The 26,958-nt window shown below is 65.8% G+C and carries 33 protein-coding genes; 17 read left to right on the plus strand and 16 right to left on the minus strand.

The annotated features are described in order from the left end of the window. Positions 1 to 7: 7 nt before the first annotated feature. On the plus strand, positions 8 to 1,120 hold the full coding sequence (locus ACSQ27_RS01640) for a mandelate racemase/muconate lactonizing enzyme family protein (protein WP_436153743.1): 1,113 nt from the start codon (positions 8 to 10) through the stop codon (positions 1,118 to 1,120). A gap of 18 nt (positions 1,121 to 1,138) precedes the next feature. Then, on the plus strand, positions 1,139 to 2,059 hold the full coding sequence (locus ACSQ27_RS01645; RefSeq protein WP_436153744.1) for an ion transporter: 921 nt from the start codon (positions 1,139 to 1,141) through the stop codon (positions 2,057 to 2,059). Between the two features lie 3 nt (positions 2,060 to 2,062). Here the strand turns inward: ACSQ27_RS01645 and ACSQ27_RS01650 are convergent, their stop codons facing one another. Beyond that, positions 2,063 to 2,620, minus strand: coding sequence for a YaeQ family protein (locus ACSQ27_RS01650; RefSeq protein WP_436153745.1), 558 nt, complete (start codon positions 2,618 to 2,620; stop codon positions 2,063 to 2,065). A 109-nt stretch (positions 2,621 to 2,729) separates the two neighbouring features. Between ACSQ27_RS01650 and ACSQ27_RS01655 the strand changes: the two genes are divergently transcribed. Together ACSQ27_RS01655 and ACSQ27_RS01660 are read left to right on the plus strand one after the other, a co-directional pair. Further along, positions 2,730 to 3,728, plus strand: coding sequence for an LLM class flavin-dependent oxidoreductase (locus tag ACSQ27_RS01655; protein ID WP_436155381.1), 999 nt, complete (start codon positions 2,730 to 2,732; stop codon positions 3,726 to 3,728). A gap of 54 nt (positions 3,729 to 3,782) precedes the next feature. Then, entirely contained in the window at positions 3,783 to 4,826 is a 1,044-nt protein-coding gene (locus ACSQ27_RS01660) for a methionine synthase (RefSeq protein WP_436153746.1), read from the plus strand. 3 nt (positions 4,827 to 4,829) lie between these two features. Here the strand turns inward: ACSQ27_RS01660 and ACSQ27_RS01665 are convergent, their stop codons facing one another. Further along, positions 4,830 to 5,477, minus strand: a complete 648-nt coding sequence (locus ACSQ27_RS01665; RefSeq protein WP_436153747.1) for a TetR/AcrR family transcriptional regulator — start codon at positions 5,475 to 5,477, stop codon at positions 4,830 to 4,832. Between the two features lie 47 nt (positions 5,478 to 5,524). On the opposite strand from ACSQ27_RS01665, the gene ACSQ27_RS01670 reads away from it, so the two are divergent. From ACSQ27_RS01670 to ppk2, 9 genes are all read left to right on the plus strand, one after another. After that, positions 5,525 to 6,628: a DUF2855 family protein gene (locus ACSQ27_RS01670; RefSeq protein WP_436153748.1), complete on the plus strand. Its 1,104-nt coding sequence runs from the start codon at positions 5,525 to 5,527 to the stop codon at positions 6,626 to 6,628. Between the two features lie 28 nt (positions 6,629 to 6,656). Next, on the plus strand, positions 6,657 to 7,211 hold the full coding sequence (locus ACSQ27_RS01675) for a cupin domain-containing protein (protein WP_436153749.1): 555 nt from the start codon (positions 6,657 to 6,659) through the stop codon (positions 7,209 to 7,211). A gap of 166 nt (positions 7,212 to 7,377) precedes the next feature. After that, positions 7,378 to 8,022 carry a glycine zipper 2TM domain-containing protein gene (locus ACSQ27_RS01680; RefSeq protein WP_436153750.1) on the plus strand — a complete coding sequence of 215 codons (645 nt, stop codon included), beginning with the start codon at positions 7,378 to 7,380 and terminating at the stop codon, positions 8,020 to 8,022. A gap of 293 nt (positions 8,023 to 8,315) precedes the next feature. Next, positions 8,316 to 8,597, plus strand: a complete 282-nt coding sequence (locus tag ACSQ27_RS01685) for a DUF427 domain-containing protein (protein ID WP_092127063.1) — start codon at positions 8,316 to 8,318, stop codon at positions 8,595 to 8,597. A gap of 156 nt (positions 8,598 to 8,753) precedes the next feature. Continuing rightward, on the plus strand, positions 8,754 to 9,470 hold the full coding sequence (locus tag ACSQ27_RS01690; RefSeq protein ID WP_436153751.1) for a class II aldolase/adducin family protein: 717 nt from the start codon (positions 8,754 to 8,756) through the stop codon (positions 9,468 to 9,470). A gap of 31 nt (positions 9,471 to 9,501) precedes the next feature. Beyond that, complete coding sequence (locus ACSQ27_RS01695; RefSeq protein ID WP_436153752.1) at positions 9,502 to 10,476, plus strand: Bug family tripartite tricarboxylate transporter substrate binding protein; 975 nt, start codon at positions 9,502 to 9,504, stop codon at positions 10,474 to 10,476. Positions 10,477 to 10,635: 159 nt separating this feature from the next. Continuing rightward, positions 10,636 to 11,073: a universal stress protein gene (locus ACSQ27_RS01700; protein ID WP_436153753.1), complete on the plus strand. Its 438-nt coding sequence runs from the start codon at positions 10,636 to 10,638 to the stop codon at positions 11,071 to 11,073. A gap of 62 nt (positions 11,074 to 11,135) precedes the next feature. Beyond that, positions 11,136 to 11,375: a YdcH family protein gene (locus tag ACSQ27_RS01705; RefSeq protein WP_436153754.1), complete on the plus strand. Its 240-nt coding sequence runs from the start codon at positions 11,136 to 11,138 to the stop codon at positions 11,373 to 11,375. Positions 11,376 to 11,509: 134 nt separating this feature from the next. Next, entirely contained in the window at positions 11,510 to 12,412 is a 903-nt protein-coding gene (ppk2, locus tag ACSQ27_RS01710; RefSeq protein WP_436155382.1) for a polyphosphate kinase 2, read from the plus strand. Positions 12,413 to 12,542: 130 nt separating this feature from the next. Here the strand turns inward: ppk2 and ACSQ27_RS01715 are convergent, their stop codons facing one another. Together ACSQ27_RS01715 and ACSQ27_RS01720 are read right to left on the minus strand one after the other, a co-directional pair. Continuing rightward, complete coding sequence (locus tag ACSQ27_RS01715; RefSeq protein ID WP_436153755.1) at positions 12,543 to 13,298, minus strand: SDR family NAD(P)-dependent oxidoreductase; 756 nt, start codon at positions 13,296 to 13,298, stop codon at positions 12,543 to 12,545. A gap of 51 nt (positions 13,299 to 13,349) precedes the next feature. Beyond that, entirely contained in the window at positions 13,350 to 14,048 is a 699-nt protein-coding gene (locus ACSQ27_RS01720) for a pseudouridine synthase (protein WP_436153756.1), read from the minus strand. 41 nt (positions 14,049 to 14,089) lie between these two features. Here ACSQ27_RS01720 and atpE point away from each other — a divergent pair, with 41 nt between their 5' ends. After that, positions 14,090 to 14,326, plus strand: coding sequence for a F0F1 ATP synthase subunit C (gene atpE, locus ACSQ27_RS01725; protein ID WP_436153757.1), 237 nt, complete (start codon positions 14,090 to 14,092; stop codon positions 14,324 to 14,326). Here the strand turns inward: atpE and ACSQ27_RS01730 are convergent. The 3 genes from ACSQ27_RS01730 to ACSQ27_RS01740 are packed head-to-tail and all read right to left on the minus strand — an operon-like array spanning position 14,323 to position 16,156. Next, positions 14,323 to 14,643, minus strand: a complete 321-nt coding sequence (locus tag ACSQ27_RS01730) for a VF530 family DNA-binding protein (protein ID WP_436155383.1) — start codon at positions 14,641 to 14,643, stop codon at positions 14,323 to 14,325. The two genes, atpE and ACSQ27_RS01730, sit on opposite strands and share 4 nt — an antisense overlap. A 6-nt stretch (positions 14,644 to 14,649) precedes the next feature. Continuing rightward, on the minus strand, positions 14,650 to 14,793 hold the full coding sequence (locus ACSQ27_RS01735) for a hypothetical protein (protein ID WP_164483755.1): 144 nt from the start codon (positions 14,791 to 14,793) through the stop codon (positions 14,650 to 14,652). 40 nt (positions 14,794 to 14,833) lie between these two features. Further along, positions 14,834 to 16,156 carry an NAD(P)/FAD-dependent oxidoreductase gene (locus tag ACSQ27_RS01740; protein WP_436153758.1) on the minus strand — a complete coding sequence of 441 codons (1,323 nt, stop codon included), beginning with the start codon at positions 16,154 to 16,156 and terminating at the stop codon, positions 14,834 to 14,836. 257 nt (positions 16,157 to 16,413) lie between these two features. Here ACSQ27_RS01740 and ACSQ27_RS01745 point away from each other — a divergent pair, with 257 nt between their 5' ends. Next, positions 16,414 to 17,649, plus strand: coding sequence for an MFS transporter (locus tag ACSQ27_RS01745; RefSeq protein WP_436153759.1), 1,236 nt, complete (start codon positions 16,414 to 16,416; stop codon positions 17,647 to 17,649). 81 nt (positions 17,650 to 17,730) lie between these two features. Here ACSQ27_RS01745 and ACSQ27_RS01750 read toward each other — a convergent pair whose 3' ends face one another. The 3 genes from ACSQ27_RS01750 to ACSQ27_RS01760 all read right to left on the minus strand — a co-directional run bounded on the left by ACSQ27_RS01750 (position 17,731) and on the right by ACSQ27_RS01760 (position 20,334). Then, a complete protein-coding gene (locus ACSQ27_RS01750) occupies positions 17,731 to 18,153 on the minus strand; it encodes a lysozyme inhibitor LprI family protein (RefSeq protein WP_436153760.1) in 423 nt (140 codons plus the stop codon). A gap of 41 nt (positions 18,154 to 18,194) precedes the next feature. Continuing rightward, positions 18,195 to 19,481 (minus strand): c-type cytochrome, encoded by a 1,287-nt coding sequence (locus ACSQ27_RS01755; RefSeq protein WP_436153761.1) that lies wholly within the window; start codon positions 19,479 to 19,481, stop codon positions 18,195 to 18,197. Between the two features lie 79 nt (positions 19,482 to 19,560). Continuing rightward, positions 19,561 to 20,334, minus strand: coding sequence for a c-type cytochrome (locus ACSQ27_RS01760; RefSeq protein WP_436153762.1), 774 nt, complete (start codon positions 20,332 to 20,334; stop codon positions 19,561 to 19,563). A 108-nt stretch (positions 20,335 to 20,442) separates the two neighbouring features. On the opposite strand from ACSQ27_RS01760, the gene ACSQ27_RS01765 reads away from it, so the two are divergent. Then, entirely contained in the window at positions 20,443 to 21,891 is a 1,449-nt protein-coding gene (locus tag ACSQ27_RS01765; RefSeq protein ID WP_436153763.1) for a PLP-dependent aminotransferase family protein, read from the plus strand. Between the two features lie 7 nt (positions 21,892 to 21,898). Here the strand turns inward: ACSQ27_RS01765 and ACSQ27_RS01770 are convergent, their stop codons facing one another. From ACSQ27_RS01770 to ACSQ27_RS01785, 4 genes are all read right to left on the minus strand, one after another. Further along, positions 21,899 to 22,297 (minus strand): hypothetical protein, encoded by a 399-nt coding sequence (locus ACSQ27_RS01770; RefSeq protein WP_436153764.1) that lies wholly within the window; start codon positions 22,295 to 22,297, stop codon positions 21,899 to 21,901. Between the two features lie 127 nt (positions 22,298 to 22,424). Further along, entirely contained in the window at positions 22,425 to 23,186 is a 762-nt protein-coding gene (locus ACSQ27_RS01775) for an alpha/beta fold hydrolase (RefSeq protein ID WP_436153765.1), read from the minus strand. Then, complete coding sequence (locus ACSQ27_RS01780; protein WP_436153766.1) at positions 23,186 to 24,283, minus strand: M14 family zinc carboxypeptidase; 1,098 nt, start codon at positions 24,281 to 24,283, stop codon at positions 23,186 to 23,188. The genes ACSQ27_RS01775 and ACSQ27_RS01780 overlap by 1 nt, the downstream gene beginning before the upstream one ends. A gap of 85 nt (positions 24,284 to 24,368) precedes the next feature. Then, positions 24,369 to 25,253, minus strand: coding sequence for a LysR family transcriptional regulator (locus ACSQ27_RS01785; RefSeq protein ID WP_436153767.1), 885 nt, complete (start codon positions 25,251 to 25,253; stop codon positions 24,369 to 24,371). 49 nt (positions 25,254 to 25,302) lie between these two features. Between ACSQ27_RS01785 and ACSQ27_RS01790 the strand changes: the two genes are divergently transcribed. Next, complete coding sequence (locus tag ACSQ27_RS01790) at positions 25,303 to 25,917, plus strand: N-acetyltransferase family protein (protein WP_436153768.1); 615 nt, start codon at positions 25,303 to 25,305, stop codon at positions 25,915 to 25,917. Here ACSQ27_RS01790 and ACSQ27_RS01795 read toward each other — a convergent pair. Both ACSQ27_RS01795 and ACSQ27_RS01800 read right to left on the minus strand, forming a co-directional pair. Beyond that, on the minus strand, positions 25,914 to 26,225 hold the full coding sequence (locus ACSQ27_RS01795) for a 2Fe-2S iron-sulfur cluster-binding protein (RefSeq protein WP_436153769.1): 312 nt from the start codon (positions 26,223 to 26,225) through the stop codon (positions 25,914 to 25,916). The two genes, ACSQ27_RS01790 and ACSQ27_RS01795, sit on opposite strands and share 4 nt — an antisense overlap. Before the next feature lie 29 nt (positions 26,226 to 26,254). Then, complete coding sequence (locus tag ACSQ27_RS01800) at positions 26,255 to 26,851, minus strand: hypothetical protein (RefSeq protein ID WP_436153770.1); 597 nt, start codon at positions 26,849 to 26,851, stop codon at positions 26,255 to 26,257. Positions 26,852 to 26,958 lie beyond the last annotated feature (107 nt).

A 26,958-nucleotide genomic window follows, 5' to 3' on the forward strand; every position in this document is an offset into this window, starting at 1 on the left:
AGCCCGTTTGAAAATCACCTCGGTCAAGCCTTTTATCCTGCATGTGCCTGTGACGGGCTCCCAGATCGCCGACAGCACGCACACCATCTCGCACTGGGGCGTGGTGGGCGCGCAGATAGACACCGACACCGGCCTCAGTGGCTACGGTTTTACCGGCACCCATGCGCACCTGCCCAGCGACCAGCTGATCACGCGCTGCATTGAAACCTGCCACGCGCCGCTGCTGATCGGCGAGGACGCGCTGGACACGAACCGCCTCTGGCTCAAGCTCGCGCGCAACCCGGCGCTGCAATGGGTGGGGCGCGCCGGCATCACCACGCTGTCGCAGGCCGCGATCGACATCGCGCTGTGGGACCTCAAGGCCAAGGCTGCGGGTGTGCCGCTGTGGAAGCTGCTGGGCGGCCAGGTACGCGACAAGGTACGGGCCTACAACACCGACATCGGCTGGCTCAGCATCCCAGACGATCAACTCGTGGCCGGGGCGAAGCGCGCGGTGGACGAGGGTTTTACCGGCATCAAGGTCAAGATAGGCTCCAGCGTGGACCGCGACCTCAAGCGCCTGGAGGCCGTGCGCCGCGCCATAGGCCCGTCCATCACCATGGCCACCGACGGCAACGGCAAATGGGACTTGCCCACCTGCCAGCGCTTTTGCCGCGCGGCCGAGGCTTTTGACCTGTACTGGATTGAAGAGCCGCTCTGGTACGACGACGTCAAGGGCCACGCGCAGCTGGCGCGCGGCACCAGCATCCCGGTGGCGCTGGGCGAGCAGCTCTATACGCATGACGCGTTCGCCGAATTTTTCCACCAGGAGGCCATCCACTGGGTGCAGCCCGACGTGACGCGCATGGGCGGCATCACCGAAGTGCTGCGGGTCTGCGATACCGCGCATGCCTTCCGGCTGCCGGTGGCACCGCATGCGGGCGACATGAGCCAGGTGCACGTGCACCTGAACCACGCGCACCCGGCCTGCGCGGTGCTGGAATACATCCCCTGGATCAAGGACTGCTTCCTCGAGCCCGCGCAGGTGGTGGACGGCCACTTCAGCCTGCCGCAGCAGCCTGGTGCCAGCACCACGCCGACACCGGCCGCCTGGGCGAAGTACCGCCAGGCCACGGCCTGAGCGCGGGCGCTAGCACCCATGGCCAAACCCGCTCCCCCCACACCGCAAGACTTCGACGACAAGCCGCTGGCCGGCTGGCGGCTGCGCCTGTACACGATTATTTTTGAGGCCGACACCCGCGCGGGGCGCTGGTTCGACAAGGCGCTGATCGCCCTGATCCTGGTCAGCATCGCCGTGGTCATGGCCGACAGCGTGCAGGCCATCCATGCCTCGCACGGTCGCGCCTTCGCGGTGGTCGAATGGATCTTCACGTTGCTGTTCACCGCCGAGTACATCGCGCGCCTGGTCTGCGTGCGCAAGCCGCTGCAGTACGCGACCAGCTTTTTCGGCATCATCGACCTGGTCGCCGTGCTGCCGACCTACCTGGCGCTGTTCTTTCCGGAACTGCACGCCCTCATCGACGTGCGTGTGCTGCGGCTGCTGCGCGTGTTCCGGATCTTCAAGCTCGCGGCTTATGTGGCCGAATACCAGTCCCTGGGCCGGGCCCTGGCCGCCAGCGGCCGCAAGATCCTGGTGTTCCTGTCGGCCGTGGTCATGATGGTGCTGGTCATGGGCACGGTGATGTATGTGGTCGAAGGGCCGTCCAACGGTTTTACCAGCATCCCGACCTCGGTCTACTGGGCCATCAGCACCGTCACCACCGTGGGCTTTGGCGACATCACGCCCAAGACCGACCTGGGCCGGCTGATCTCGTCGTTCATGATGCTGCTGGGCTGGGGCATCCTGGCCGTGCCCACCGGCATCGTGACGGCTGAAATGGCGGCGGAGCGGCGCCTGCAGCACCTGGCCCTGCCCACCACGCGCACCTGCCATGAGTGCCTGACCGAAGGCCATCTGCCCGAGGCGGACTTCTGCTTTCATTGCGGTGCGAAGCTGCCGCCCTACCAGCATCAAGGCCAGCACCAGGATGGCAAGACTGAGCCTTCCCAGGCGCCCTAGTTTTTATTCGCCGGCCGTCAGCCGCCGCGGTGTGATCTCCACCGATCCGAGCCCGGTGCTCATCCACACCGTCCCGTCCTGCACCGTCACCTGCAGCTGCATGCTGCGTTCGGCGAGCTTGGCCAGGGCCTGGCTTTCGGCCGCGTCGATCTGCCAGACCACGAGGTTGGAAGCGCGCGTGAGTTTGGATGCAATGTTTTTCCACCAGACCGGTGTGCTGCTGGCAAAGCTGTAGACGCTGACACGTTCAGCCCGGCCCGCGGCTTTCATCAGGCGCTTGTCGTCGGGCTGGCCGACGTCGATCCAGTGCAGGATCTGCTCGGTGTAGTCCTTGTGCCAGAGTGCGGCCTCGTCCACGTCCCACAAGTCCTTGGCGAATTCAAGGTTGCCCTTTTTGTCGTCGGCCGGCACGTTGAGCGCGAAGGCCAGCAGGCGGATCATCATGCGCTCGTCGGCCTCCGACGGATGGCGCGCAATCGTCACGCTGTGGTCGGCATAGATGTTGCGGTCCATGTCGGATAACGCCAATTGAGCTTTGTAGATGGTGGCTTTGAGTGCCATAGGTGTCCGGGACCCTAATCAGTTGTAAACCCTCTATTGGAACAGAGCGGCGGCCGGTAACCCTGGCCGAGCGGGATTTAAGCGGTCTGGCTATAGTCATCCGACCATGATCAGCCTCTCCGTTCTCGACCAGTCCGTCGCCGTCACCGGCCGTACGGAAGACGCCTCCATCCGTGAAACCCTGCAGCTGGCGCGCCACTGCGAGGCGCTGGGCTATCGCCGCTTCTGGGTCAGCGAACACCACAGCCACCCCAGCATCGTGGGCTCGGCGCCCGAGGTGCTGATGGCGGCGATTGCCGCCACCACCAGCCGTATCCGTGTGGGCAGCGCGGGTGTCATGCTGCCGCACTACGCGGCGCTCAAGGTGGCCGAGCAGTTCCGTGTGCTGGAAGCCATCGCGCCGGGCCGCATAGACCTGGGCGTGGGCCGCGCGCCGGGCTCGGACATGCGCACGGCGCGGCTGCTGAGCAGCGACCCGCGCCAGTCGGCCGAGAATTTTCCGATCCAGGTGCGTGAGTTGCAGGCCTGGCTGGCCGGTATTGATCTGCCCGAAGGCCATCCGGGCCGCGGCGTGACGGCCAACCCCATGGGCCCGACCACACCCGAGATGTGGATGCTGGGCAGCTCGGACTATGGCGCGCAACTGGCCGCGCACTACGGCCTGCCATATGCGTTCGCTTGGTTCATCACCGACGGGCAGGGCGCGGAGCAGGCGCTGGAACTCTACCGCGCCAACTACCGGCCCAGCCCGCGCCACCCGGCGCCGCAGGCTGTGCTCTGTGTCTGGGCGCTGGCGGCCGACACCGAGGCGGAGGCCTGGCACCATTTCTCGGGCCGCGAGCGCTGGAAGATAGACCGCAACCGCGGCGCACTGGCGGCCCTGCCGTCCCCCGAAGAAGTGGCGCGGCGCCCCTACACGCCGGCCGAGCAGCCGGAGGTCGACAAACTCAGGGCCAATGCGCTGGTCGGCAGCGGCCCGCAGGTCGCCGCCAAATTGCGAGCCCTGGCTAATACACTGGAGGTTGAAGAGCTGGTGGTGATCACCTGGGCCCACGACCCCGTCGCCCGCCGCCGCTCTTACGAACTGCTGGCCCGCGAGTTTTTCTGATTTTCCGAAACAGCGCGCGATGAACAACAAATTTTGAGACAAGGAAAGAATCCCATGACCACGCCCTCCGCACGGCCGCTTTTCAGCGCCACCATCGCCGGCAGCCTGCCCAAACCCGCCTGGCTGTCCGAAACCAACAAGCTCTGGCCGCAGTGGAAGGCCGAAGGCGACGAACTCAAGCAGGCCAAGGCCGACGCCACGCTGCTGTGGATCAAGGCGCAGGAAGACGCGGGCCTGGATGTGATCGGCGACGGCGAGCAGTCGCGCCAGCATTTTGTGCACGGCTTTCTCGAGCAGGTCGAAGGCATTGACTTCGAGCACAAGGTCAAGATGGGCATACGCAACAACCGCTACGACGCCATGGTGCCGCAGGTGGTGTCCGCGCTCAAGCTCAAGGGCCGCGTGCATGCGGCCGAGGCGCGCCTGCTGCGCGCGCACACCGACAAAAAAATCAAGTTCACCCTGCCCGGGCCTATGACGATTGTCGACACCGTGGCCGACCAGTTCTATGGCGACAAGGTCAAGATGGCCATGGCTTTTGCCGAGCTGCTGAACCAGGAAGCGCTGGCCCTGCAGGCCGACGGCGTGGACATCATCCAGTTTGACGAGCCGGCCTTCAATGTCTACATGAAGGAGGCCGCCGACTGGGGTGTGAAGGCGCTGGAGCGCGCGGCGCAGGACCTGACTTGCACGACCGCCGTGCACATCTGCTACGGCTACGGCATCAAGGCCAACACCGACTGGAAGGCTTCGCTGGGCGAGGAGTGGCGGCAATATGAAACCGTGTTTCCGGCGCTGGCCAAAAGCACCATCCGGCAGGTGAGCCTGGAGTGTTACCACTCGCACGTGCCGCCGCACCTGATGGCGCTGCTCGACGGCAAGGACGTGATGGTCGGCGTGATCGACGTGGCCAGCGACGAGATTGAAACGCCCGAGCAGGTGGCCGACACCATCGGCAAGGCGCTGCAGTACGTGCCCAAAAACCGCTTGCTGCCTTGCACCAATTGCGGCCTGGCGCCCATGGACCGTGAAGTGGCGCTCAAGAAACTGCAGGCTTTGGCCCAGGGCGCTGCGCTGGCGCGCGAGCGCTACAAGTAAGCCTTATTCCGCTTTGGTGAGCGCCAGGCACAGCCGTTCCATCTCGCGCGCCCAAGCGGCGCTTTCGGGCTCGCTGAGGCCAATCAGCAAGCCGTAGCGCCGTCCGCCCCACACCGCCAGGTGCATGGCCTGGATCGCGTCGGCGGATGGCCGCTGCGGCAGGTCGGTGCAGGCGTCAAGCACCCGCGTCCAGGCGGCCAGCAATTCCTCATGCACACGCCGGTGGTGCTTGCCCTCGGCAATGCCGGCTTCGAGTGCGAGCATGCCGGCGTCAAACCAGGGAAGCTCGGGTGTGTCGGCGCCGCAGGCCAGGCGCACCAGCGTACGCAGCCGCTGCTCGGCCCTGAGCCCGGGCGGCGTGACCGCCTGTTGTTCAATCGCCTGCAGCAGTTGCTCCATGCAATGCCGCACATAGCCCGACAGCAGCGCGGCCTTGTTGGGGAAATAGTCGTACAGCGTGCCGATGGCCACGCCGGTTTCCAGCGCCACCGCACGTGTACTCACGCCGTCCCAGCCGTCCCGCTGCCAAATCCGAACAAAGGCGTCGTAAATCGCCTGCACGGTGAACACCGCCCTGGCTTGCGTGGGGCGTTTGAGGGGTTTGGCGGCCGGCGGTTTTCCGAACCCGGCAGGAGGGCGGTGGCTATACATTGGTTGTCACTGACCGATTAATTTTCCAAAGAAGGAAAGAAGGCACCATGAACAATCCGGCCCTGCTGACGCGGCTGCTCACGCGCAAAAATGCATTGAATCACACCCGGGTGGACCAGCAACATCCCGCAGGCGACACGCCGGGCGAGGCCGTGCTGAAAATCCGCCGCGCGGCCATCACCACCAACAACATCACCTACGCGGCCTTTGGTGATGCCATGCAGTACTGGGATTTTTTCCCGACCGGCGATGCGGATTGGGGCCATATGCCGGTGTGGGGATTTGCCGACGTGGAAAGCTCCAGCGTGCCGGGCGTGGAAGTGGGCGAGCGCTTTTACGGCTACTTCCCCATCGCCAGCCACTTGCGTGTGCAGCCCGAGCGTGTGACGGAACGCGGCTTTTACGACGGCGCCGTGCACCGCAAGGCCCTGACCTCGGCCTACAACCAGTACATGCGCTGCAGTGCCGACGCGGCTTACCGCCTGGAAGACGAGAACTACCAGATGCTGGTGCGGCCCTTGTTCATCACCTCCTTCATGCTGGCGGATTTTTTGCAGGACAACGCTTTCTTCGGTGCGCGGCAACTGGTGTTCTCCAGTGCTTCGAGCAAGACCGCCTACGGCACGGCTTTTTGCCTGGAGGCCTTTCCTCAGATCAAACGCATCGCGCTGACCTCGGCGCGCAACAAGGGCTTTGTCGAGGCGCTGGGCTGTTATGGCGAAGTGGCAAGTTATGAGGAGTTGCCGAAGCTGGACCGCGGCACACCCACGCTGTATGTGGATTTTTCGGGCGACGAGGGTTTGCGCATCGCGGTGCACACACATTTCGGCGAATCGCTGGTCTATGACTGTTATTCGGGTTCGGCGCAGAACACGCAGTTCCTGCGACCGCTGGACATGCCGGGCCCCGAGCCGAAGTTTTACTTCGCGCCGGTGCAGATCCGCAAGCGCAACGCAGACTGGGGCCATGCCGTGGTCAACCAGCGTTTTAACGAAGCGCAGCTGGCGTTTATCCGCCGCGTCAGCGATGCGGACCGGCCCTGGATGCAACTGCGCGAGCACCATGGTTTTGAAGCGGCGCAGGCCTTGATCGACGACATGCACGGCGGGCGCATGGACCCGCAACAGGGGCATGTGGTGGTCCTGGACTGAATGCGCGCGGCTGGTGTACGCTGGCGGCATGAGCAACGATCCCACGCTTCCGCATCACCCGCACGACCACGACCATTCCCACGGCCCCGGGCATACCCATCCCCACGCCCAGGGCCAGGCCGACCCGCCCTGGAAACATGACGGCGTGCGCGTGATCGCGGGCAACCAGCTCGACGGCAACACGGCGCAGACGCCCGGCATGGACAGGCGCGCCGCGATCAACTTTGCCCGGGTGGGCGCGCAAAAACTGTGGGCCGGCACCGTCACCATCCATGCCGATGCCAAGACCGGTGCCCACCACCACGGCCACCTGGAAAGCGTGATCTATGTGATTCGTGGAAAAGCCCGCATGCGCTGGGGCGAGCGCCTGGAGTTCACCGCCGAAGCCGGGCCGGGCGATTTCATTTATGTGCCGCCTTATGTGCCGCACCAGGAAATCAACGCCAGCCCGACCGAGGTGCTGGAGTGTGTGCTGTGCCGCAGTGACGGCGAAGCGGTGGCCGTCAACCTCGACATCGAGCCGGTCGAAAAACCCGATACCGTGCTCTGGGTGGACCCGACACACCCCCAGGGAGGCGTGTAAAGCGCCGGTCAAGCGCTGGTGAGGCAGGCATAAAGCCGCGTGGATGTGCGGAAAATTGCACGCTTTTAGCAAGACGCGGAAAGCTTTCCTTACGAATGTCACCTCGTCCTACAGGATGTATCAAACGGCTTGGTTACAACTGGGGCTCACACAGAAGGAGTCCATCATGGATACCAACAACCAAGTTGTTAATGCTTCCCAACCGGGTTTTGCCCAGCGCCTGCAGCACAGCAAGGCCCTCGTCGCCATCATCGCGGTGCTCGGCGTGACCGTCATGGCGCTGGCCGCCGCGCTGGTCGTCAACCGCTCCGACGCGCAGCCGGGTGTGTCGGGTTACGCCCCCGCCAATGAACCCGCCAAGGTTGCCAAGCTGGCAGATTCGCCCAAACCGCAAGCCGCCAAGCCGCACAGCACCCCGACCGTGGTGGCGCAAGCCCAACCGCGCGCCAATGTCTGCGCGGCCTGCGGCACGGTGGAAGCCGTGACGCCGGTGCAGCGCCAGGGCAAGGTCAATGGCGTGGACGTCGGCAACACCACCATCGGCCTGGGTACCGTGGCCGGCGGTGTGGTCGGCGGCCTGCTGGGCAACCAGGTGGGCGGCGGCAACGGCAAGACCGCCATGACCGTCCTCGGTGTTGCCGGCGGCGCCTTTGCCGGCAACCAGATCGAAAAGAACATGAAGAAGGTCACCGTCTATGAAGTGCGCGTGCGCATGGACGACGGCACGGTGCGCAACATGGAGCTGTCCAGCGCGGTGGCCGTGGGTTCCAAAGTGATCGTCGAAGGCAAGAATCTCCGCATGGCTGCTTGAAGAGGCCCCCACGCTCCCCCACTTCGTGTGGGTCGCTGCCCCCCGAGGGGGCGCTGCGCCTGCGGTCTGGCGAAGCCAGTCCCGCGGCCCCGACTGATAAAGAGAGGTCTCAACCTCATCTACCCAAAAAAGCCGGTTTCGTCACCGGCTTTTTTTCGCCTGCTTCCGGCGTAATGCACGCCGGCGGTGACAATATCCCCGGACAGGAGGGCCCTCGTTTGGGGGGCGTAGCATTGGCGCCTGTCCCCCCCGATCCGAATCCGACACCCTCGCATCCGCAGAAAGACATTCCCATGAAAGCCATCTGGAACGGCGCAGTGATTGCGCAAAGCGACGACACCGTGGTGGTGGAAGGCAACCACTACTTCCCTGAGAGTTCGCTCAACCGCGACTACGTCACCTTCAGCAACCACCACACCATGTGCTCCTGGAAAGGGCAGGCCAGCTATTACTCGCTGCTGGTCAACGGCGAAATGAACACCGACGCCGCCTGGTACTACCCCGATCCCAAGCCCGAGGCCGACAACATCAAGGGCCACATCGCCTTCTGGAAGGGCGTCAAGATCGAGCCTTGAGGCGGGCGCGCCGGCGCGGCCACAGCCCGCGGGCCGGCGATTCATTGAAGAGGGCGGGTTTACCCTTTGTTTTCAGCCGTTTGCCTGGAAAACTCCGAATGTAATATGTATACTTATTAAAAACACCCTCCCGGTCGTTGCCAATAAGGAGACTCCATGACGCTTCCCGCACCCGATTCCGCCCTCGTCGAAAAACTCGTGATGGCCAACCGCATCCTCTATGCCCAGGGTGTGGTGGACGGCTTCGGCCATGTGAGCGTGCGCCATGACAAGTCCCCAGACCATTTCCTGCTGTCCTGCAACCGGGCGCCGGGCCTGGTCAAAAAAGCCGACATCCTGACCTACGACCTCAACGGCGACCTGGTGGGCGAGTCGACGCTGCGCTCCTACCTCGAGCGTTTCATCCACGGCGAGATCTACCGCGCGCGGCCCGACGTCATGGCCGTGGTGCACAGCCATTCGCCCAGCGTGATTCCCTTCGGCGTGACCGGCCAGCGCCTGCGCCCCATCTTTCACATGAGCGGTTTCCTGGGCAGCGGCTCGTCGCTGTATGAAATCCGCGAATCCAACGGCAACACCGATCTGCTGATCCGCGACATGGGCCTGGGCAAGGACCTGGCCAAGGCGCTGGGCCAGCACACCTGCGTGCTGATGCGCGGCCACGGCTCCACCGTGGTGGCGCCCTCGCTGGAACGCGCGGTCTACCGCGCCGTGTACGCCGAGGAAAATGCCAAGCTGCAGCTCACCGCCAACGCGCTGGGCCCCATCGAATTCCTGACGCCCGAAGAAGCCGACAAAGCCATGAACACCAACGAGGGCCAGGTCATGCGGCCCTGGGAGCTGTGGAGCAGGGCGATCGGGGCCGTTGAGTAAGCTCTTCACTACCGCAACGAAAAGGCAAACCATGAAATTCCCCAGACTGCTGGCGCTGGCCGCCGTGATGTCCCTGAGCTGCCTGGGCGCGACCCCCGCGCTGGCGCAGGACTACCCCTCGCGCGCCGTGCGCGTCATCGTGCCTTACGGCACGGGCGGCGGCTCCGACATACTGGCGCGCCAGATAGGCGCGCGCCTGCAGGCCATCTGGGGCCAGGGCGTCGCGGTGGACAACCGCGCGGGCGCCTCAGGCAACATCGGCACCGAGGCCGTGGTGCATGCGCCGCCGGACGGCTACACGCTGCTGCTGCAGAACAGCACCATGGTGGTCAACCCGGCCGTCAACGGCAAGCTCAACTACGACCCGGAAAAAGACCTGACGCCCATCATGCTGCTGGGCCTCACGCCGATCGCGCTGGTGTCGCACCAGAGCACCAACATCAAGAACCTCAAGGAACTGGTCGCTTATTCCAAGGCCAACCCGACGGCGCTGAACTACGGCTCCTGCGGTGTCGGCACGCCCCAGCACTTCGTGATGGAGCTGGTCAAGCAGAAGTCCGGTGTCGCCGCCACCAACGTGGGCTACAAGGGCTGTGCGCCGGCACTCACCGACGTGGTGGGCGGCCAGGTGCAACTGGCCATCCTGAGCGCCAACCTCGCAGCGCCCCATCTCAAGACCGGCAAGCTCAACGCCATCGGCGTGTCGACGGCTGCGCGCTACCAACTGATGCCCCAGGTGCCGACCTTTGAAGAGCAGGGCCTCAAGCCGCTGGATTTCTCCATCTGGTACGCGCTCATGGGTCCGGCCAAGATGAAGCCTGAAGTGGTGGCCAAGATTTATGCCGACGTGCAAAAAGTGCTGGCCGAACCCGCCGTGAAAGAAAACCTTTCGGGCGCCGGCGTCGAGCCGCTGTCCGGCAATGGTGTCGCGCTGTCCAAGCTCATCAAGGCCGACCTCGCGCGCTACGCGCAGCTGGCGAAATCCGCCAATATCAAAGGCGAATAAGCAAGGGCGCCGTTTTCGGCGTCTTGTCTGACGGCGCCCCCGGGGCGCTCTGGTCTATAAATGATGCAAGGCCGGTCCTTCCGCGGGCCGGCTGCTGCCGGCATTGACCCGAGTGGGGCTGGTGCCTGAGAATCTATCCAGGGTTTCAAGGAGCGCATCATGTACAAGCACATTCTCGTTCCCGTGGATGGCTCGGACACCTCACAAAAAGCCATCACAAACGCCTTGGCCGTCGCGCAGGCGTTCAAGACTGAAGTGACGGTCATCTACGTCATCGACCCATATGCCTTCACCGGGGTCGGCACAGACTTCGCCTACGGCCAGGCCGAGTACCTGAGCGCCGCCACCGCCGAGGCCAACGAGGCCATCAAGGGCGCCAAGCAGGCCTTCGAAGGAATAGGCATCACCGCGACTGGCTCGGTGGTCGAAGGCCATGCGATTTACCGCGGCATCCTGGACACCGCCGAATCGATAGGCGCCGACCTCATCGTGATGGGTTCGCACGGCCGGCGCGGGCTGGAAAAACTGGTGCTGGGCAGCGTCACGGCCCAGGTGCTCTCGCATGCCCACTTGCCGGTGCTGGTGGTTCGGGACTAAGCTGTTCCTTCCTTTCCCGAGAGATTCCCACCGCATTCACCGGCCATACAAGGAGCTTCCCCATGGACTTGCTGAATCACGACCTGGCACACGAGTTTCCGGAATACCTGCAGAAAATGCGCAGCCTCAAGGTGTCCGACCCGCACTTTGCCAGCCTCTTCACCCAGTACGACAGCGACAACCACGCCATCACGCGCTACGAGCAGGGCGTGGGCGCCATCACCGACGAGGGGCTGGAAGACCTCAAGAAAAGGCGGCTCAAGGTCAAGGACGAGATCTACGAAATACTCAAAAAATCCTGACGCGATCCGCCGGGCTTGCCGCGGCAAAGCCTGCGGGGCTTTTTCATCAAACTGCCATGGAGGTCCGGTACGCTGGGGTGCGACCGGCTTTCGGTTTTTGGGAGAAACCCTTGGATTCAAGTGACGAAGAACTGATGCGGCGTATCCGCAATGACCTGATCGACAGCTTCGACGAAGAGCTGGAGATGGAAATCGAAGACCGCACCGTAGCCGAACTGACAGGCGAGGACGATGCGCTCAGCCCGCAGGAAGTGCTCAAGGACAAGGAATACCGCCGCCAGTATTTCCGCGAGCTGTTCCGCCTGCAGGCCGAGCTGGTGAAACTGCAGGACTGGGTGGTCGCCACCGGCCACAAGGTCGTCATCCTGTTTGAAGGCCGCGATGCCGCCGGCAAGGGCGGCGTCATCAAACGCATCACCCAGCGGCTCAACCCGCGCGTCTGCCGCGTGGCGGCGCTACCGGCTCCCAACGACCGCGAACGCACGCAGTGGTACTTCCAGCGCTACGTGTCGCACCTGCCGGCGGCCGGCGAGATCGTGCTCTTCGACCGCAGCTGGTACAACCGCGCCGGCGTGGAGCGCGTCATGGGCTTTTGCACCGACGAGCAGTACGAGGAATTTTTCCGCACCGTGCCCGAATTTGAAAAAATGCTGGGCCGCTCGGGCATACAGCTGATCAAGTACTGGTTCTCCATCTCCGACGAAGAGCAGCACCTGCGTTTCCTGGGCCGCATCCACGACCCGCTCAAGCAGTGGAAGCTCAGCCCCATGGACCTCGAATCGCGCCGGCGCTGGGAGGAATACACCAAGGCCAAGGAAATCATGCTGGAGCGCACCCATATTCCCGAAGCTCCGTGGTGGGTGGTGCAGGCCGTCGACAAGAAAAAAGCGCGCCTGAACTGCATACACCACCTGCTGCAGCAGATGCCCTACCAGGAAACCGAACATCCGGCCATCGTGCTGCCGGAGCGTGTGCGCCACGAAGACTATGTGCGCAACCCTGTCCCGCAGGACATCGTGGTGCCCGAAATCTATTGAACACCCCCGCCCGGGCTCACTGCGTGTAGCCCGTCCCCCCCCCTTGCAGGGGGCGGCGCCTGGGGCCGGCAAAGCCGGACCCGCGGCCCCCGCTTGGTCGCCAGAACTCTTCAATCGTGCGCGTAGTTAGTTAATCGCGGACATCGGCGACGGGGTTCGCGCCGAAGTCGGGGCGGGCCAGAAACGCGATGATGCGCGCCGCCGCATCGTCGGGCGAGGTCAGCGAGCCGCCGGTTTTTAGGCCCACAAACGAAGCCCGGTCGGGGAAGGCCTCGGCCGGCGCCGCGCGCAGCTGTTCCTGCATGCCGGTGTCTATCACGCCCGGTGCGAGTGAGCAGACCTTGGCGCCCTGGGGTTTCAGGGCTTCTTCCAGCGCCAGGCAGCGCGTGAAATGGTCCATGCCGGCCTTGGCCGCGCAGTAGGCGGCCTGCGAGGCCATGGCCTTGCGGCCCAGGCCCGATGAAATATTGAGGACCTTGCGCGGCGCCTTCCAGTCCCCGGTGGCGCGAAGGAATGCGGCCGTGATCTCCATGGGGGCTTCCAGCCCGACGCGCAGCGCCCGCGCCAGGTCGCCGGCACCGATATCACTCAGCGGGGCGATCTGCGGGATCACGCCCGCATTGTTGATCAGCGTGGCGCTGGCCCAGGGGCCTTCCGCCTGCGAATCTTTGAGCCAGCTTTCCAGCTTGCCGTTGAGGGCGCCGCTGTCGGCCAGGTCATGCTCCCATTGCAGCAGCGTGGCGCCCACATGCCTGGCGTGCGCGTCGAGGTCGGGCACCGAAGTGCGGGAGATGCATAGCACCGTGTGGCCGGCGCTGAGCAACTGGCGTGCCATGGACAAGCCCATGCCGCGCGAGGCGCCTGTGAGGAGGGTGAGGTGTTTCATGGCTGCATGTTAGCGCCGTAGCGCCAGGGCTGCTTGCGCCGCCGCCGAGCGCTAAAAGCCGGGACTGCTTTCAAACGACAAGGCCAGGCCGCTGGCCGGATGCGTGAACTGCAGCGCCGCGGCATGCAGCAGCAGGCGCGCTGCTTTGGCCTGCACTTCGGCGGGGGCATACAGGGCATCGCCCAGGATGGGGTGGCCCAGCGCCTGCAGATGCACACGCAGCTGGTGTGAGCGGCCGGTGACCGGTTCGAGTTCCACGCGCGTGGTGTTCGCCGCGGCATCGAAGGCCAGCACACGCCAGCGGGTCTGGCTGGGTTTTCCGTGCTCGGCATCGATGATGCGCAGCGGCCGGCGCGGCCAGTCCACGATGATGGGCAGGTCGATGAGGCCCCAGGCCTGCGCATCGGCCGGCGAGGGCAGGCGACCCTCCACCACGGCCACGTAGCGCTTGCCGACTTCGCGGTTTTCAAAAGCCTGGCTTAGCGCCCGCTGCATGGCCGTACCGCGCGCCATCAGCATCAGGCCCGAGGTGGCCTGGTCCAGCCGGTGCACCACCAGCGCATCGGGGTAAACCGCCTGTACGCGCGCGCTCAGGCAATCCTGTTTGTCTTCGCCGCGCCCGGGCACCGCGAGCAGGCCCGCGGGTTTGTCCAGCACCAGCAGGCTGTCGTCGGCATGCAGCAGGACCAGGCCACCGGTAGCGACGCCATTACCTGCAAGGTCATTGTTCTGCGGCGGGCCGGCCTTCATGATTCAGTCATCAACAAAGTTTTTAACCAAGGAGAGAAACCATGACTGACGCAGGTGCCATTGCCATTGCATGTGGATTGATCATAGGCCTGGGTGCCATAGGCGCCTGCCTGGGCATAGGCGCGATGGGCGGGCGCTTCCTGGAGGGCGCCGTGCGCCAGCCCGAACTGATGGAGCCGCTGCAGGTCAAGATGTTTTTGCTGGCCGGGCTGATTGATGCCAACTTCCTGATCGGCGTTGGTATCGCCATGATGCTCTTGTTCGCCAATCCCCTCTAGGGCTGGGGCTTGACTTTAGGCGGCGGGAAATTGTGAACCGGCGGGCTGCTGCGTTTGACTTCGCGCAGCATGAAGAGATACAGGCTTTCAACCTTCTCGCGCGCCCACGGCGTTTTTCGCAAAAACTTCAGGCTGGACGCCACACTGGGCTCGCTGGTGAAGCAGCGGATGTTGATGCGCTGGCCGAGCTCCTCCCAGCCGTAATGCTCGGCCAGGGCCGTGACGATGGCCTCCAGGGTGACGCCGTGCAGCGGATTACCCGGCTGCTGATCAGGAGCAGCCGGGGTCTTCGCGGACAGGTCGCCAGTGCCGGCCATCAAGGCTTATTTGTTCTTCAGCTTGCCGCGCAGCGGCACCTGGGTCACGATGGTCGGGCGCACCGCGTCGGGCGACACCGTCTTGGGCGGCGAGGTGTCCTTTTTGGGTTTCTTGACCATCTTGTTGTTGTTCTGCTGTCCTTTTGCCATGGTTTTCTCCGGTGGATTGATAAAGGGGGATGCTTGATTATCAGTGCAACTTGATGCGCGGGCGATAGGTCCGGTCCAGCATTTCAGACAAGGTGATCAGCGCGGTTTTCTTGAAACCGCCCAGTGCCAGCTGGTGCTGCTTGTGCAGCCCCCAGTACATCATTTTCGCCAGCTGGCCTTCGATGAAGAAGCTGCCCTTGGTGAGGCTGCCCATCAGGCTGCCGACCGAGGAATACTCGGACAGCGAGACCAGCGAACCCTGGTCCTTGAACACAAAGGGCGCGACCGGCTTGCCGGCGATCAGTTCGGACAGCGAACGCGCCAGGTACATGGCCTGCTGGTAGGCGGCCTGCGCGCGCGGCGGCACCCAGGTGCCGTCGGGCTGCTGGCAGGCGGCGCAGTCGCCGAAGGCGTAAATGTTGGCGTCGCGTGTGGTCTGCAGGTTGCCGTTGACCAGCAGCTGGTTGAGCTTGCTGGTCTCCAGGACTTCGCCGCTTTCAGGTGTGCCGCCCAGGGTGCGCAGGAAGTCCGCCGCCTTCACGCCGGCGGCCCACACCGTGATGCTGGAGGAGACCACCTTGCCGCTGGCCATCTTCAGGCCCTCGGCGGTCACCTCGACCACTTTCTCATTGGTGTGCACCTCGATGGCCAGCTTGCGCAGCTCGCGCATGGCCGATTCGCTGAGTCGCTCGGGCAGCTGGGCCAGCAGGCGCGGCGCGGCCTCCACCAGCACGATCTGCAGGTCTTTTTCGGGGTGAATGTGGTCGAAGCCGTAGTTGGCCAGCACGCGCGCCGCGGCGTGCAGCTCGGCGGCCAGTTCCACGCCGGTGGCGCCGCCACCCACGATGGCCACCGTCAGGCGCCCGCTGCCGGCCACGCGCGGCACGGTCTGCGCGCGTATGCAGGCGTTGATCAGCCGGTCGTTAAAGCGTTTGGCCGCCTGCGGGCTGTCCAGCTTGATGGTGTGCTCGGCCGCGCCGGGCGTGCCGAAATCATTGGTCTGGCTGCCCACGGCGACCACCAGGGTGTCGTAGCCCAGCTGCTGGGCCGGCGTGATCTCGCGGCCGGCCTCGTCGTGGCTGGCGGCCAGTTGCACGGTTTTGTTCTGCCGGTCCACGCCGGTCAGGCTGCCCAGACGGAACTTGAAGTGGTTCCAGCGCGCCTGCGCCAGGTATTCGATTTCTTCGGCATGCGTGTCGTAGCTGCCGGCGGCCAACTGGTGCAGCAGCGGTTTCCAGACATGGGTGCGGGCGGCGTCCACCAGGGTGATTTCGGCCAGGCCTTTTTTGCCCAGGCGCTTGCCCAGCTGCGTAGCCAGCGCCAGCCCTCCGGCGCCCCCTCCAACGATGACGATGCGGTGCATAGAAAAACCTCCTGGGGTTTGCTGTAGTTATGCCGCCATGTTAACTGCCGGGCAGGGGCGCTGGAGCCGCTCAAAAACCCTCCTGGCGTTGTTGCGCCGCCTTGCCGTGCTGTAGCACTGTCTGCGGCAACGCGCCTAGCCAGGACCGCTGCGCTGGGTTTTGTGAGCAGCTCTTGAACAGATCGTCTCATTCGCCCATCGTGGCAATACCCCTGGGGGTCCGGCGTTGACATGGCGCTGTTAAGCTTCACGCCCGCATGCCGACACACACTTTCAAGGAATTGACCCGCCAGCGCGCCTATATGCGCATGTGGTTCGCGCGGATTTTCGGCACCACGGGCAACCAGATGCTGATGGTGGCGGTGGGCTGGCAGATGTACGAGCTGACTGGCAGCGCCTGGGACCTGGGCCTGGTGGGGCTCTACCAGTTCATGCCGGCGCTGCTGCTCACGCTGGTGGCTGGGCACGTGGCCGACCGCGTGCACCGCGGCCGTATCATCGCGGGCTGCCTGGTCACGCAGGCCGCGGTGGCGATGATCCTGGTGTCGGCCACGCAGGGCTGGGGCACCCACCACAGCTGGGCCTCGCGCGAACTGCTGCTTGCGGTGTCGGTGTTGCTGGGCGTGGCCCGCGCCTTCCAGATGCCGGCGCAGCAGGCGCTCACCCCGGTACTGGTGCCGCCCGCCATGCTGCCGCGTGCCATGGCGTTCAGCTCGGCCGGCATGCAGGCGGCCGTGATCGGCGGGCCGGCCCTGGGCGGCGTGATTTTTGTGGCCGGCGCCACGGCGGTCTATGCCACCTGCGCTTTCCTGTTTGCCACCGGCTGCGTGTTGATTGCGGTGTTGCGCTACGACCACGCACCGCCGCCGCGCGAACCGGTGACCTTGCGCACGCTGCTGGCCGGCGTGGAATTTGTCTGGCAGCGCAAAGCCCTGCTGGGCGCCGTGTCGCTGGACCTGTTTGCCGTGCTGCTGGGCGGCGCCACGGCGCTGTTGCCCATGTTCGCCAAAGACATCCTGCACGTCGGGCCCTGGGGCCTGGGCCTGCTGCGCGGCGCGCCGGCGGCGGGCGCCTTGTTGATGTCCGCGCTGCTCACGCGCTGGCCGCTGGAGCGCCGCGTCGGGCCGACCATGCTGTCGGCGGTGGCGCTTTACGGCGTCTGCATGGTGGTGTTCGGCCTGTCGACCAGCTTTGTGCTGTCGCTCATCGTGCTGGCGATTTCGGGCGGGGCCGACATGGTCAGCGTGGTGGTGCGCCAGACCCTGGTGCAGATCGAGACGCCCAACGAGATGCGCGGCCGCGTCAGCGCCGTCAATTCGGTCTTCATAGGCGCTTCCAACCAGCTTGGCGAGTTTGAGTCCGGCGCCACGGCGGCGCTGCTGGGGCCGGTGGGCTCGGTGGTGGCCGGCGGGGTGGGGACCTTGTTAGTGGCGGCTGCCTGGTTCAGGATGTTTCCCTCGCTGTCGCGGCGGGACCGCATGGTGACCAAATAGCTCGCAGCCTTTTGACCACGCTACTGCTTTGAACGGTTATCGCTTCCGCTCAGCTTCACTCAATTCGGGCTGGGTTCTGACTCATTGAAGACTCGCTGCAATTTGCTCTGTGCGTTTTTCGGTCATGCCCTTTCGACATAGTGCAAGCGCTGTTGGGCGAAAGCTTCCGTCTTCCCAGGTGCTTGTCTCGAAGTCGCAACTCGCGTCGCGCCATGCCACCCATGCACGTTGGGCCTTTGTCAGCCTGTCGCGCGCTGTTGCCTCTTTGAGCCGGGAATGAAGAGAGCGGTACTGCTCGTTGAGCGCGGCGTCAGCGACGTAGTACCCATAGAGAGAACAGATGTTCATATATAGCTGTACCCCGCTTGCGCACCCGGATTCCCGATGTTCGCGAATCTCCGCCTCTGTCAGATGGGTCTGCCTGGCCATCTCGCGGACTATCTTGTCGTTTGCGGAGACGGACAGGGGCAGTAGAAGGCAAACAAACCATGTGGCGAGGCGCATGGATGAATCCTAGCGTAATAAACGCGGGGCGAGCCCTCCGCCTACCGCCCTGTACTCGCCCGTATCCGGTTTACGTCCAGCGGCGTAATCTCACTCGCCCGGTTGCCCCAGGACTGGCGGATGTGCGTGAGCACCAACGCCATGTCGGCGTCATTGAGCACCAGCACGAAAGGCGGCATGCCGAAGGGCCGCGGGTTGCCGGCCGTGGACGGCGCGTAGCCGCCGTTGAGAACGATCTGCACCAGGTTGACGGCCTGGCCCATGGTCACGGCGCGGTTGCCTGCCAGTGCCGGGTAGGCGTTGGCGATGCCTTCGCCTTTGGCGCCGTGGCATTGCGCGCAGTGCTGCTCATAAAGCCTGGCGGCGCGTTCCACCGACTCGCCTGCGGTCCTGATGGCGGCAGGTTCCGGCGGCGCGGTGTGCGAGGCGGGGAGTTCTTTGAGGAACTGCGCCATCGCGCCCAGGTCGGCGTCGCTTAAATACTGGGTGCTGCGCTGCACGACTTCGGCCATGGGGCCGGTGACCGAGGCGCGCGGCGAGACACCGTTCCTCAGCAGGCTCACGATGTGCTGTTTGTCCCAGTCGCTGACGCCCGCCTCATAGGGCGAGGCCAGCGAGGGCGCATACCAGTTCTGCATGGGGATCAGGCCGCCGGCCAGGTCCAGGCCCTGGTCGCTGGCGCCCAGCGCGTTGCGCGCCGTGTGGCAGGCCGCGCAGTGGCCCAGGCCCTTGACGAGGTAGGCGCCGCGGTTCCACTCGGCGCCTCGCGCGGCGTCGGCCTCGTACACGCCGGGGCTGAAGAAGAGCGCGCGCCACACCGCCAGCGCCGCCTGCGACTGGTAGGGAAAGCGCAGCGCGTGCGGCAGGTTGGGCGCCACAGCGGGGGGCAGGCTGCCCAGGTAGGCGAACAGCGCGTCCGAGTCCTCGCGGGTGACCTGGGTGTAGCTGGTGTAGGGAAAGGCGGGATACAGCAGCCGGCCGTTCTTGGAGCGGCCGTTGTGCATGGCGCGCCAGAAATGGGCCGACGACCAGGTGCCCAGGCCGGTCTTGTCGTCGGGCGTGAGGTTGGAGGTAAAGACGGTGCCGAAGGGTGTGGCGATGCCGCGCCCGCCCGCATAGGCCTGCCCGCCCGGCGCGGTGTGGCAGGCCTGGCAGTTGCCGGCACGTGCCAGGTAGGCGCCGCGCGCGATCAGGCTGTCGCTGGGCGCGGCGTTGGCCACGGGCGCCTTCACGTCGATCTCGTCGCGCACATTGAGGGCCCAGACCAGCGCGCCGGCGCCCACCGCCAGGACCGCCAGGGCCAGCACGGTTTTGAAGAGTTTTTTCATCGCCGGGCCGCCCCAAGATGAAAAGCGCCCCCTCGGGGGGCAGCGACCACACGTAGTGAGGGAGCGTGGGGGTTATTTTTCATTTTTGCGCCTTCACGGGGACCGCGGGTGCGGGCGCGCTGCCGCAGGTGATGGCGGTCGCGCCGGCTGGCAATGCCGGCAGGCTGGTGGCCGGCTTGGTGCTGGCGGGCAAGGGCTGCGCGGCGGCCCAGCTGGCCACGGCGTTGATGTCTTCCAGGGTGAGGCGGGCCACCACTTCCTTCATGCAGTCGGGCGCGTGCGCACGGCGCGTGCCGGCCTTCCAGGCGCCCAGCTGCGCATTGAGGTAGTCGCGCGGCAGGCCCAGCAGGCCGGGAATGCCGGGTGCCACGCCGGTCATGGCCTGGCCGTGGCATTGCACGCAGGCCGGCAGCTGGCGCGCGGCGTCGCCTTCCAGCACAAGCTGCCGGCCGTGGCGCAGCGCCTCGGGCGCGGCGGCGGCGGGCAGGGGGGCCGGGTAGGGCAGCTCCAGCTGCGAGAAATAGGTGGCGATCTCCATCAGATAGGCGTCGCTGAGCGGCGCAATGAGCTGCGTCATGAGGCCGTAGTGGCGGCGCCCGTCGCGAAAGTTGAGCAGCTGGTTGTAGAGGTAACCGGCCGGCTTGCCGGCCAGGCGCGGGTAATAGCCGTCAGGCGCGGCACGGCCCTGCTGCCCATGGCAGGCGGTGCAGGCCATGGCGCGCTGGGCGATGCTGTCTTCAAAAGGGGGAGGCGCCGCCGCCGCGGGGCCGGCCGCCGCCCAGGCCAGGGCGGCCGGCAGCGCCAGCAGGCGTAGGGGGCGCAGCAAAAGGCGTCCAAAACAGGTCTGTTCCATGCGGCCATCATGCCGCACATGGGCCATCGGCGTAAGCATCAGTTGCCGCCGAAAAAAGCGTATCAGATGAAAAACAGCGGAAAATTGCGATATCAGATGACCCCGCCCATGAAACGCTACGAACAACTGGTCGAATTGCTGGCCGCCGATATCCGCAGCGGGCGCCTGGCGCCGGGCACACGCCTGCCGTCGATACGCACGATCACGGCGCAGCACGGCCTGAGCGCCTCCACCGCCTTCAAGGCCTATTACCGGCTGGAAGAAAAAGGCCTGGTGCGCGCGCAGCCGCGCTCGGGCTATTACGTGACGGCCTCGGCCATGCAGCAGCTGGCGGCGCCGGCGCGCGGGGCCGCCGATGGCAAGGCCGGCAAGGCGGCCCGGGTGGCGCCGCGGCCGGACGTCAGCGAACTGGTGTTCGCCGTGCTGGGTGCGGCGCAGGACCCGGCCATCGTCCCCCTGGGCTCGGCTTTCCCGGCGCCGGCGCTGTTCCCGCTGCAGCGCCTGGGCAAGTCGCTGGCCCGCAGTTCGCGTTTTATCCAGGGGCCGGACACCGTGGCCAGCCTGCCGCGCGGCGACGAGGGCCTGCGCCGGCAGATCGCGTTGCGCTACCTCGGCATGGGCATGGCGCAGCCGGCCGAAGAGATCATCGTCACGCACGGCGCGCTGGAGGCGCTGAACCTGTGCCTGACGGCCGTGGCCCAGCCCGGCGACCTGGTCGCGGTCGAGTCGCCGGGTTTTTACGCCAGCCTGCAGGCGCTGGAGCGGCTGAAGATGAAGGCGCTGGAAATCCCGGTGCACCCGCAGGACGGCCTGGACCTGGCGGCGCTGGCCGACGCGCTGCAGCGCCATCCGGTCAAGGCCTGCTGGTTCATGACGTCTTTCCAGAACCCCACGGGCGCCAGCCTGTCGCTCGAGAAAAAGAAAGCGCTGGTCGCGCTGCTGGCGGCCCGCGACATCCCGCTGATCGAAGACGACGTGTATGCCGAGCTGTATTTCGGCCAGCGCGGCTTCCTGCCCGCCAAGGCCTTTGACCGCAAGGGCCTGGTGATGCACTGCAGCTCTTTCAGCAAGACGCTGGCGCCTGGTTACCGTGTGGGCTGGGTGTCGCCCGGGCGCTTCGGCCAGCAGATCGAGCGGCTCAGGCTCATGACCACGCTGTCGGCCAGCCTGCCCGCGCAGCTGGCGATCGCCGACTACCTGCAGCACGGCGGCTATGACAAGCATTTGCGCAAGCTGCGGCATGCGATGGAGTCGCAGCTCTCCAGCCTGCTGGCCGCGCTGGCCCGCCATTTCCCGCCGGACGTGCGTGTGTCGCGTCCCGCGGGCGGCTATTTTGTGTGGGTGGAATTCGCCGAGGGCTTTGACGCGCTGGCCTTGCACCAGGCGGCGCTGGAGCACGGCATCGGCGTGGCGCCGGGGCCGGTGTTTTCAGCGCGCCGCAATTTCCGCAACTGCCTGCGGCTCAATTACGGGCATCCGTGGAGCGAACGTTTTGAGGCGGCGATGCAGGCTTTGGGTGCGCTGGCGCACCGGCAAATTCCCTACGCCGCGCGCTGAGCGGCGCCTACCTGTGCTTGTCCGGCAAGGCGCGCACGCAGGCGACAAAGTGCTCCCAGCTGGCTTCGACTTCCTTGACGCGCACGCCCTTGTCGAGCACCGCGCCGCAAGCGGCTTCGGCGCGCCGCACGACCTTGGTCAGCGCGCTGGCCGGCATTGGCGGGATCTTCGCGCGCAGGCTGTCGGCCTTGCTGCGCATCTGGGCGATGGCGTCCTTGGCCAGGGTCTTGTTGCCGGCGCAGGCAATCATGCCGATCATCTCGGCCATTTCGCCGAAGGCCGGGTCCAGGTTCCAGAGCGCCGCCGTGCCCAGCGCCAGCGCCCACATGCGCTTGTTGCGCACCGGTACGGCGGTTTGGCCGCCATCGGCCGCTGGCAGGGGTTCGGGTGGGGTGGGGTTCTTCATGGAAGGCGTGTCTTGTATAGACAAGGGATGATTTTGCCTGAGTCGGCTTGCGGCGCCGCCCCACCCGGCCAAAACCCGGTTTCGCGCCCAGGAAACCCTTGACAGCCCACGATGCGAAAAAAGCGGGTCAGCCGCCCTCGGCCCAGCCGGCTATGCGCCGGCAAACCCAGTCCGCGTCGTCATGCGGCAGGTCGTGCCCGGCCCAGGGATGCTCATGGTGGGCGGCCTGCCAGGCCTGGGCCAGCCGGGCCGAGCAGCGCGGATGCACCAGGTGGTCGGCTGCCGACGACAGCACCAGGACCGGGCAGGCGGGCGGCGCGGCCATGGTGAAGGCCGCCGCGGCCTTGAGCTGGCGCCAGGCATTGGCGGCGCTGACGGGCGCATCCTGGCGAATACGGATCCACGCGGCGAGGTCTTGCTCCAGCGAGGTGCTGCGGTTGCAGGTGATGCGGTGGATCACGCGCTCGGCATGGTCGGCGTCTTGCCAGCGCGCGGCCACCAGCGCCAGCGGCAGCCAGTTGGCGGGGCGCAGGCGTTCGCTGGCGCGGCCCAGCGGCCGCATGCTGGTGTTGATGAGCACCAGCCCGTCCACTTCCTGTGGATGGCGCAGCGCCCAGTCGGCGGCCACCATGCCGCCCAGCGACATCGCCACCAGGCGGTAGGGCGGCGCAAGGCCGCGGCTGCGCAACTGCTCGCGCGCGAAGTCCGCCATGGCGCGCACCGTGGCCGGCGAGTCTTCACGGCAAAACACTCCGTTGCCCGGCAGGTCCAGCGCCAGCACCCGGGTGGCCGCGCTGGCCGAGCCCGGCAAGGCGCGCGCCAGCCGTTCCGCGAAGTCGCCCCAATGCCGCGCCTCGCGGGTCAGGCCCCGGAGCAAAACCCAGGTCATCAGAGCACCCGCCTGGGCCGCCAGTGCGCCGTGGCCAGCTGCGTGAGCTGCGCGCGCCGCTCGCCCGAGGGCAGCCAGTTCGGCGCGGCGAAGGCGGCGCGCGTGAGGAAGTCCAGCAGATCCGCATGGCGGCGCAGCACGCGCTTGGTGCGGTGCGCCTTCATCGGGTTGAAGATGCCGTGCCGCGAAAACAGCTGGCGTGGGTTCTTGCGAATCCACAGCCAGGAGCCCAGCTCCAGCGTCATCGGCAGGAACACGTGGCGCGGCGGCGCGTGGTCGTAGGCATGGTCCCAGAGGTCGCCGTGCAGCAGGTACTGGTTGCTCTGCGGCTCGAAACTGTAGGCATGGTGCGGGTGCGATTGCTCCAGCATGGTCCGCAGCGCGAACATCTCGGGCAGGTGCGGCATCAGCCGGCGCGTCTTGGCATAGGGAAACCACAGGCTGTCGTCAAAGCCGTAGCCCGAGTGGCAGTCCAGCGCCAGGCTGAAGGGGCGGCTGGCGAGCTGCTCGTGCACCACGCGCAGCAGGGCGGCGCTTTCTGCCTCCATGGGCATGCCCGGCCGGCCGCAGTACCAGGGCAGCGAAGGGCTGATGCTCTGCCCGCCGGCCAGGAAGGGAACATGGCCCTCGGCGCGCTGCGGCGCGTTGCGCATCAGGTCCACGCCCTGCGGGTTGGCGCGCTTGTGCGCCCACATACCGCCGGGATTGACGATGGGCATGAAGACCAGCCGGATTTTTTCGAGCTGGCGGTGCAGCAGCTCGTCCCACTCCAGGCGAAACAGCAGCGCTCGCAGGTAGTGCAGGATCAGCTGCGTGCCTATGCGCTCCAGCCCGTGGATGCCGCCGAAGAAACCGACGGCCGGCGCCTGCGGGTCGCGCGAGCCTATGCTGGCGGTGTAGAGCGGAAACGAGGGGCCGGCCGTGTGCGCCTCGGCCACGACGTCGACTTCAAAGTGCGCGCTGCCCGCCAGCAAAATCGCCTTGAGCTCCTCAAGTTCCGCAAAACTCGCGGCCGCGTCGCGCGCCGGCGTCAGGCTGTAGGGGCTGTGAAGGCTGCGGGGGCTTTCCACGGCGGCGGTCGGCGGCAGGATTTCCATCCTGACAATGCTGGCACAGTTGTTTGACAGCGCGCTACATGGCGGGCGGGTTTTTTGTGTCGAATGTCGATGGGGCAGGGAACGTTCAGTTCCCCGTCCGCTGCTCGATCGCGGAAATCACCTGGCGCATGGCCTTGTTGACCGGCTTGTCGCTGCGCATGACCAGCGCCAGCGTTCTTTGCAGCCGCGGGTACAGCGGGTGGACGGCGAGCTCGGGGTGCTGCCCGGGGCCGGTCACGGCCATGGCCGGCAGGATGCTGCAACCCAGGCCCGCGGCCACCATCTCCTTGATGGCCTCGACGCTGCCCAGCTCCATGATGGGCCTGGGAACCTGGCCCGCATCCCGGAACCACTGGTCGATGATCACGCGGGTATTGGCCGCCGGCTCGAACAGCACGAGTTCGCGCCTGGCCAGGAAAGCCGGCGTGATGCGGGCAGGCAGCCCCGCCTCCCGCCTGGGGATGACCGCCACAAATTCGTCGTTCAGCATCGGCGTGGTGACCAATGCGCGGCGCTTGACGGGCAGGGTCACCAGCGCCATGTCCATGCTGTTGCCTTCAACGGCCTTGACGAAGTCGGCGGTGTTGCCGGTGCTGACCAGCACGCTGAGGTTGGGAAAGCGGACCCGCAGCGAACGCAGGATGTGCGGCAGCAGGTAGAGGCAGGCCGTGGCGCCGGTTCCCAGCGTCACGCGGCCGGTGACGTCGGCCGAATGCGAGGCCATGGCCGTCATCACGCCTTCCACCGCCGCATCCACGTGCCGGATCTGCGCCAGGAGGTCCAGGCCCGCCGGCGTGGGCGAGGCCCGGCGCGCCACGCGCTCGACCAGGCGCACGCCCAGGCGCTGCTCCAGCTGCCGGATCTGCAGGCTGACGGCCGGCTGCGACAGGCCCAGCCTTTCGGCCGCCCCCGAGAAGCTGCCGGTTTCGACGATGAGCGCATAGGTGCGCAGGTGGTCCAGGTTGAGCATGCAAAGAAATTCTAATCAAAACCATAAGTTTCCATATATTTACTTATGCATGGCCTTGCGCAACCATGGCGGCATGCAGCATCTTTCACAAGCTCTTCCTGCGCCGCCCGCGCCTGACGCGGCCGGCGTGCTTTCCATCCACCCTTGCGCCGAGAGCGACATTGAGGCGATACAGGCCATCTATGCGCACTACGTGGCGACCAACCTGGCCACCTTCGAGCTCGAGCCGCCCAGTGCGGCCCAGATGCTCGCGCGCCGCGCCGACATCCTGCAGGGCGGCTATCCCTACCTGGTGGCGCGCCGCGGCGGGGTGCTGGCGGGTTATGCCTATGGCAGCGCTTACCGCTCGCGGCCGGCCTACCGGCATACGGTGGAGGACTCGATTTATGTCGCGCCCGGCATGCGCCAGGCCGGCGTCGGCAGCGCCTTGCTGCGTGCCTTGATCATCCAGTGCGAGCAGCGCGGCTTCCGGCAGATGGTGGCGGTGGTCGGCAACAGCGCCAACACCGGCTCGCTGCGGGTGCATGAGGCGCAAGGCTTTACGCGCGTCGGCACGCTGGGCTGCGTCGGCTACAAATTCGGCCAGTGGGTGGACACGGTGCTGATGCAGCGCGCGCTGGGCGAGGGCGCTTCGTCGCCCGGGGACCTGCCGGTGGTGCCCTAGTCCGCCGCTGCGATCACCAGATCCGACAGCGGGTATGCCACGCAGGGCAGGATGTAGCCCGCCTGTTTTTCCTCGGCGCTCAGGCCCGGCCACTCGATGCGGTAGGCCACCTGTCCGCTGGCCAATTTGCGGATGCAGGTGCGGCAAGTGCCGTTGCGGCAGGAGCTGTCCATCGCCACTCCGGCCAACGCCGCCGATTGCAGGATGGGCAGGGACGGCGAGGCACTGAAATGCGCGCCCTCCGCGTCCAGCCGAATGCTGAACGCGGGTGTGGCGACGCGGTTGCCGGGCTGGGTGTCGTCGTCCATGGCCGTACGTCTGTGCGACTGTGCCTGCCTTAGCCGCGCGTGCGCTCCAGCAGGAGCACGGTCATCAACGACAACAACAACTGCTGTTCTTCGCGTTCATTGACGGGAGCCATCTGTTCGGCGGTGAAGAGTCCCTCAAACAGGGCCGGCCTCTTGGTGAGTTCGGCCACCAGCGTGCCGTCGGGCCGCGTCACCTGGTAGGCAGGATGGAAGATGTAGCCTGACAACAGCCCAATCAGGGGAATTTCGCTAAAGAGGCCGTCGAGAAAACGCGTCATCACGCTTTTTTCGTTGATGCTGAATTGCGTGACGCCGTTGTCCAGCACCTCAAAACCGGCCCGCCAGATGGAGCGCATGCCGCGCCGCTTGATGCCGCCCAGCGCCACGCCCTGATGATCGGTGAAGTGGTACAGCGCCGAAAAATCGATAACCCGGTCGGCCTTGATCTCATACAGCAACTGGTCCTGCTTCTCATTGGCAAAAACCGAGATGGCTTCCTTGAGCCTGAAGAGTTTTTGCTTCACATAGGCCACCGGCTGGTTGCGCGCGTCCTTGACCAGGAACTGCGGCGCAACGGCCATGAGCTTGAAGGACATTTGCAGGGGAAACTGGAGACGTTGGGCCATGGTGTGCGAGCGCTTGTAAGGGTTATGGTGCGCCGAATGTACCCGACACCCGTGTCGCTTCCCGGCGCCAGCCCGCCGTTCGGCGGCTTGGGTGCGAATGTATTGCC

Source organism: Polaromonas sp. LjRoot131, assembly GCF_964252805.1.
Lineage (GTDB): Bacteria > Pseudomonadota > Gammaproteobacteria > Burkholderiales > Burkholderiaceae_C > Polaromonas.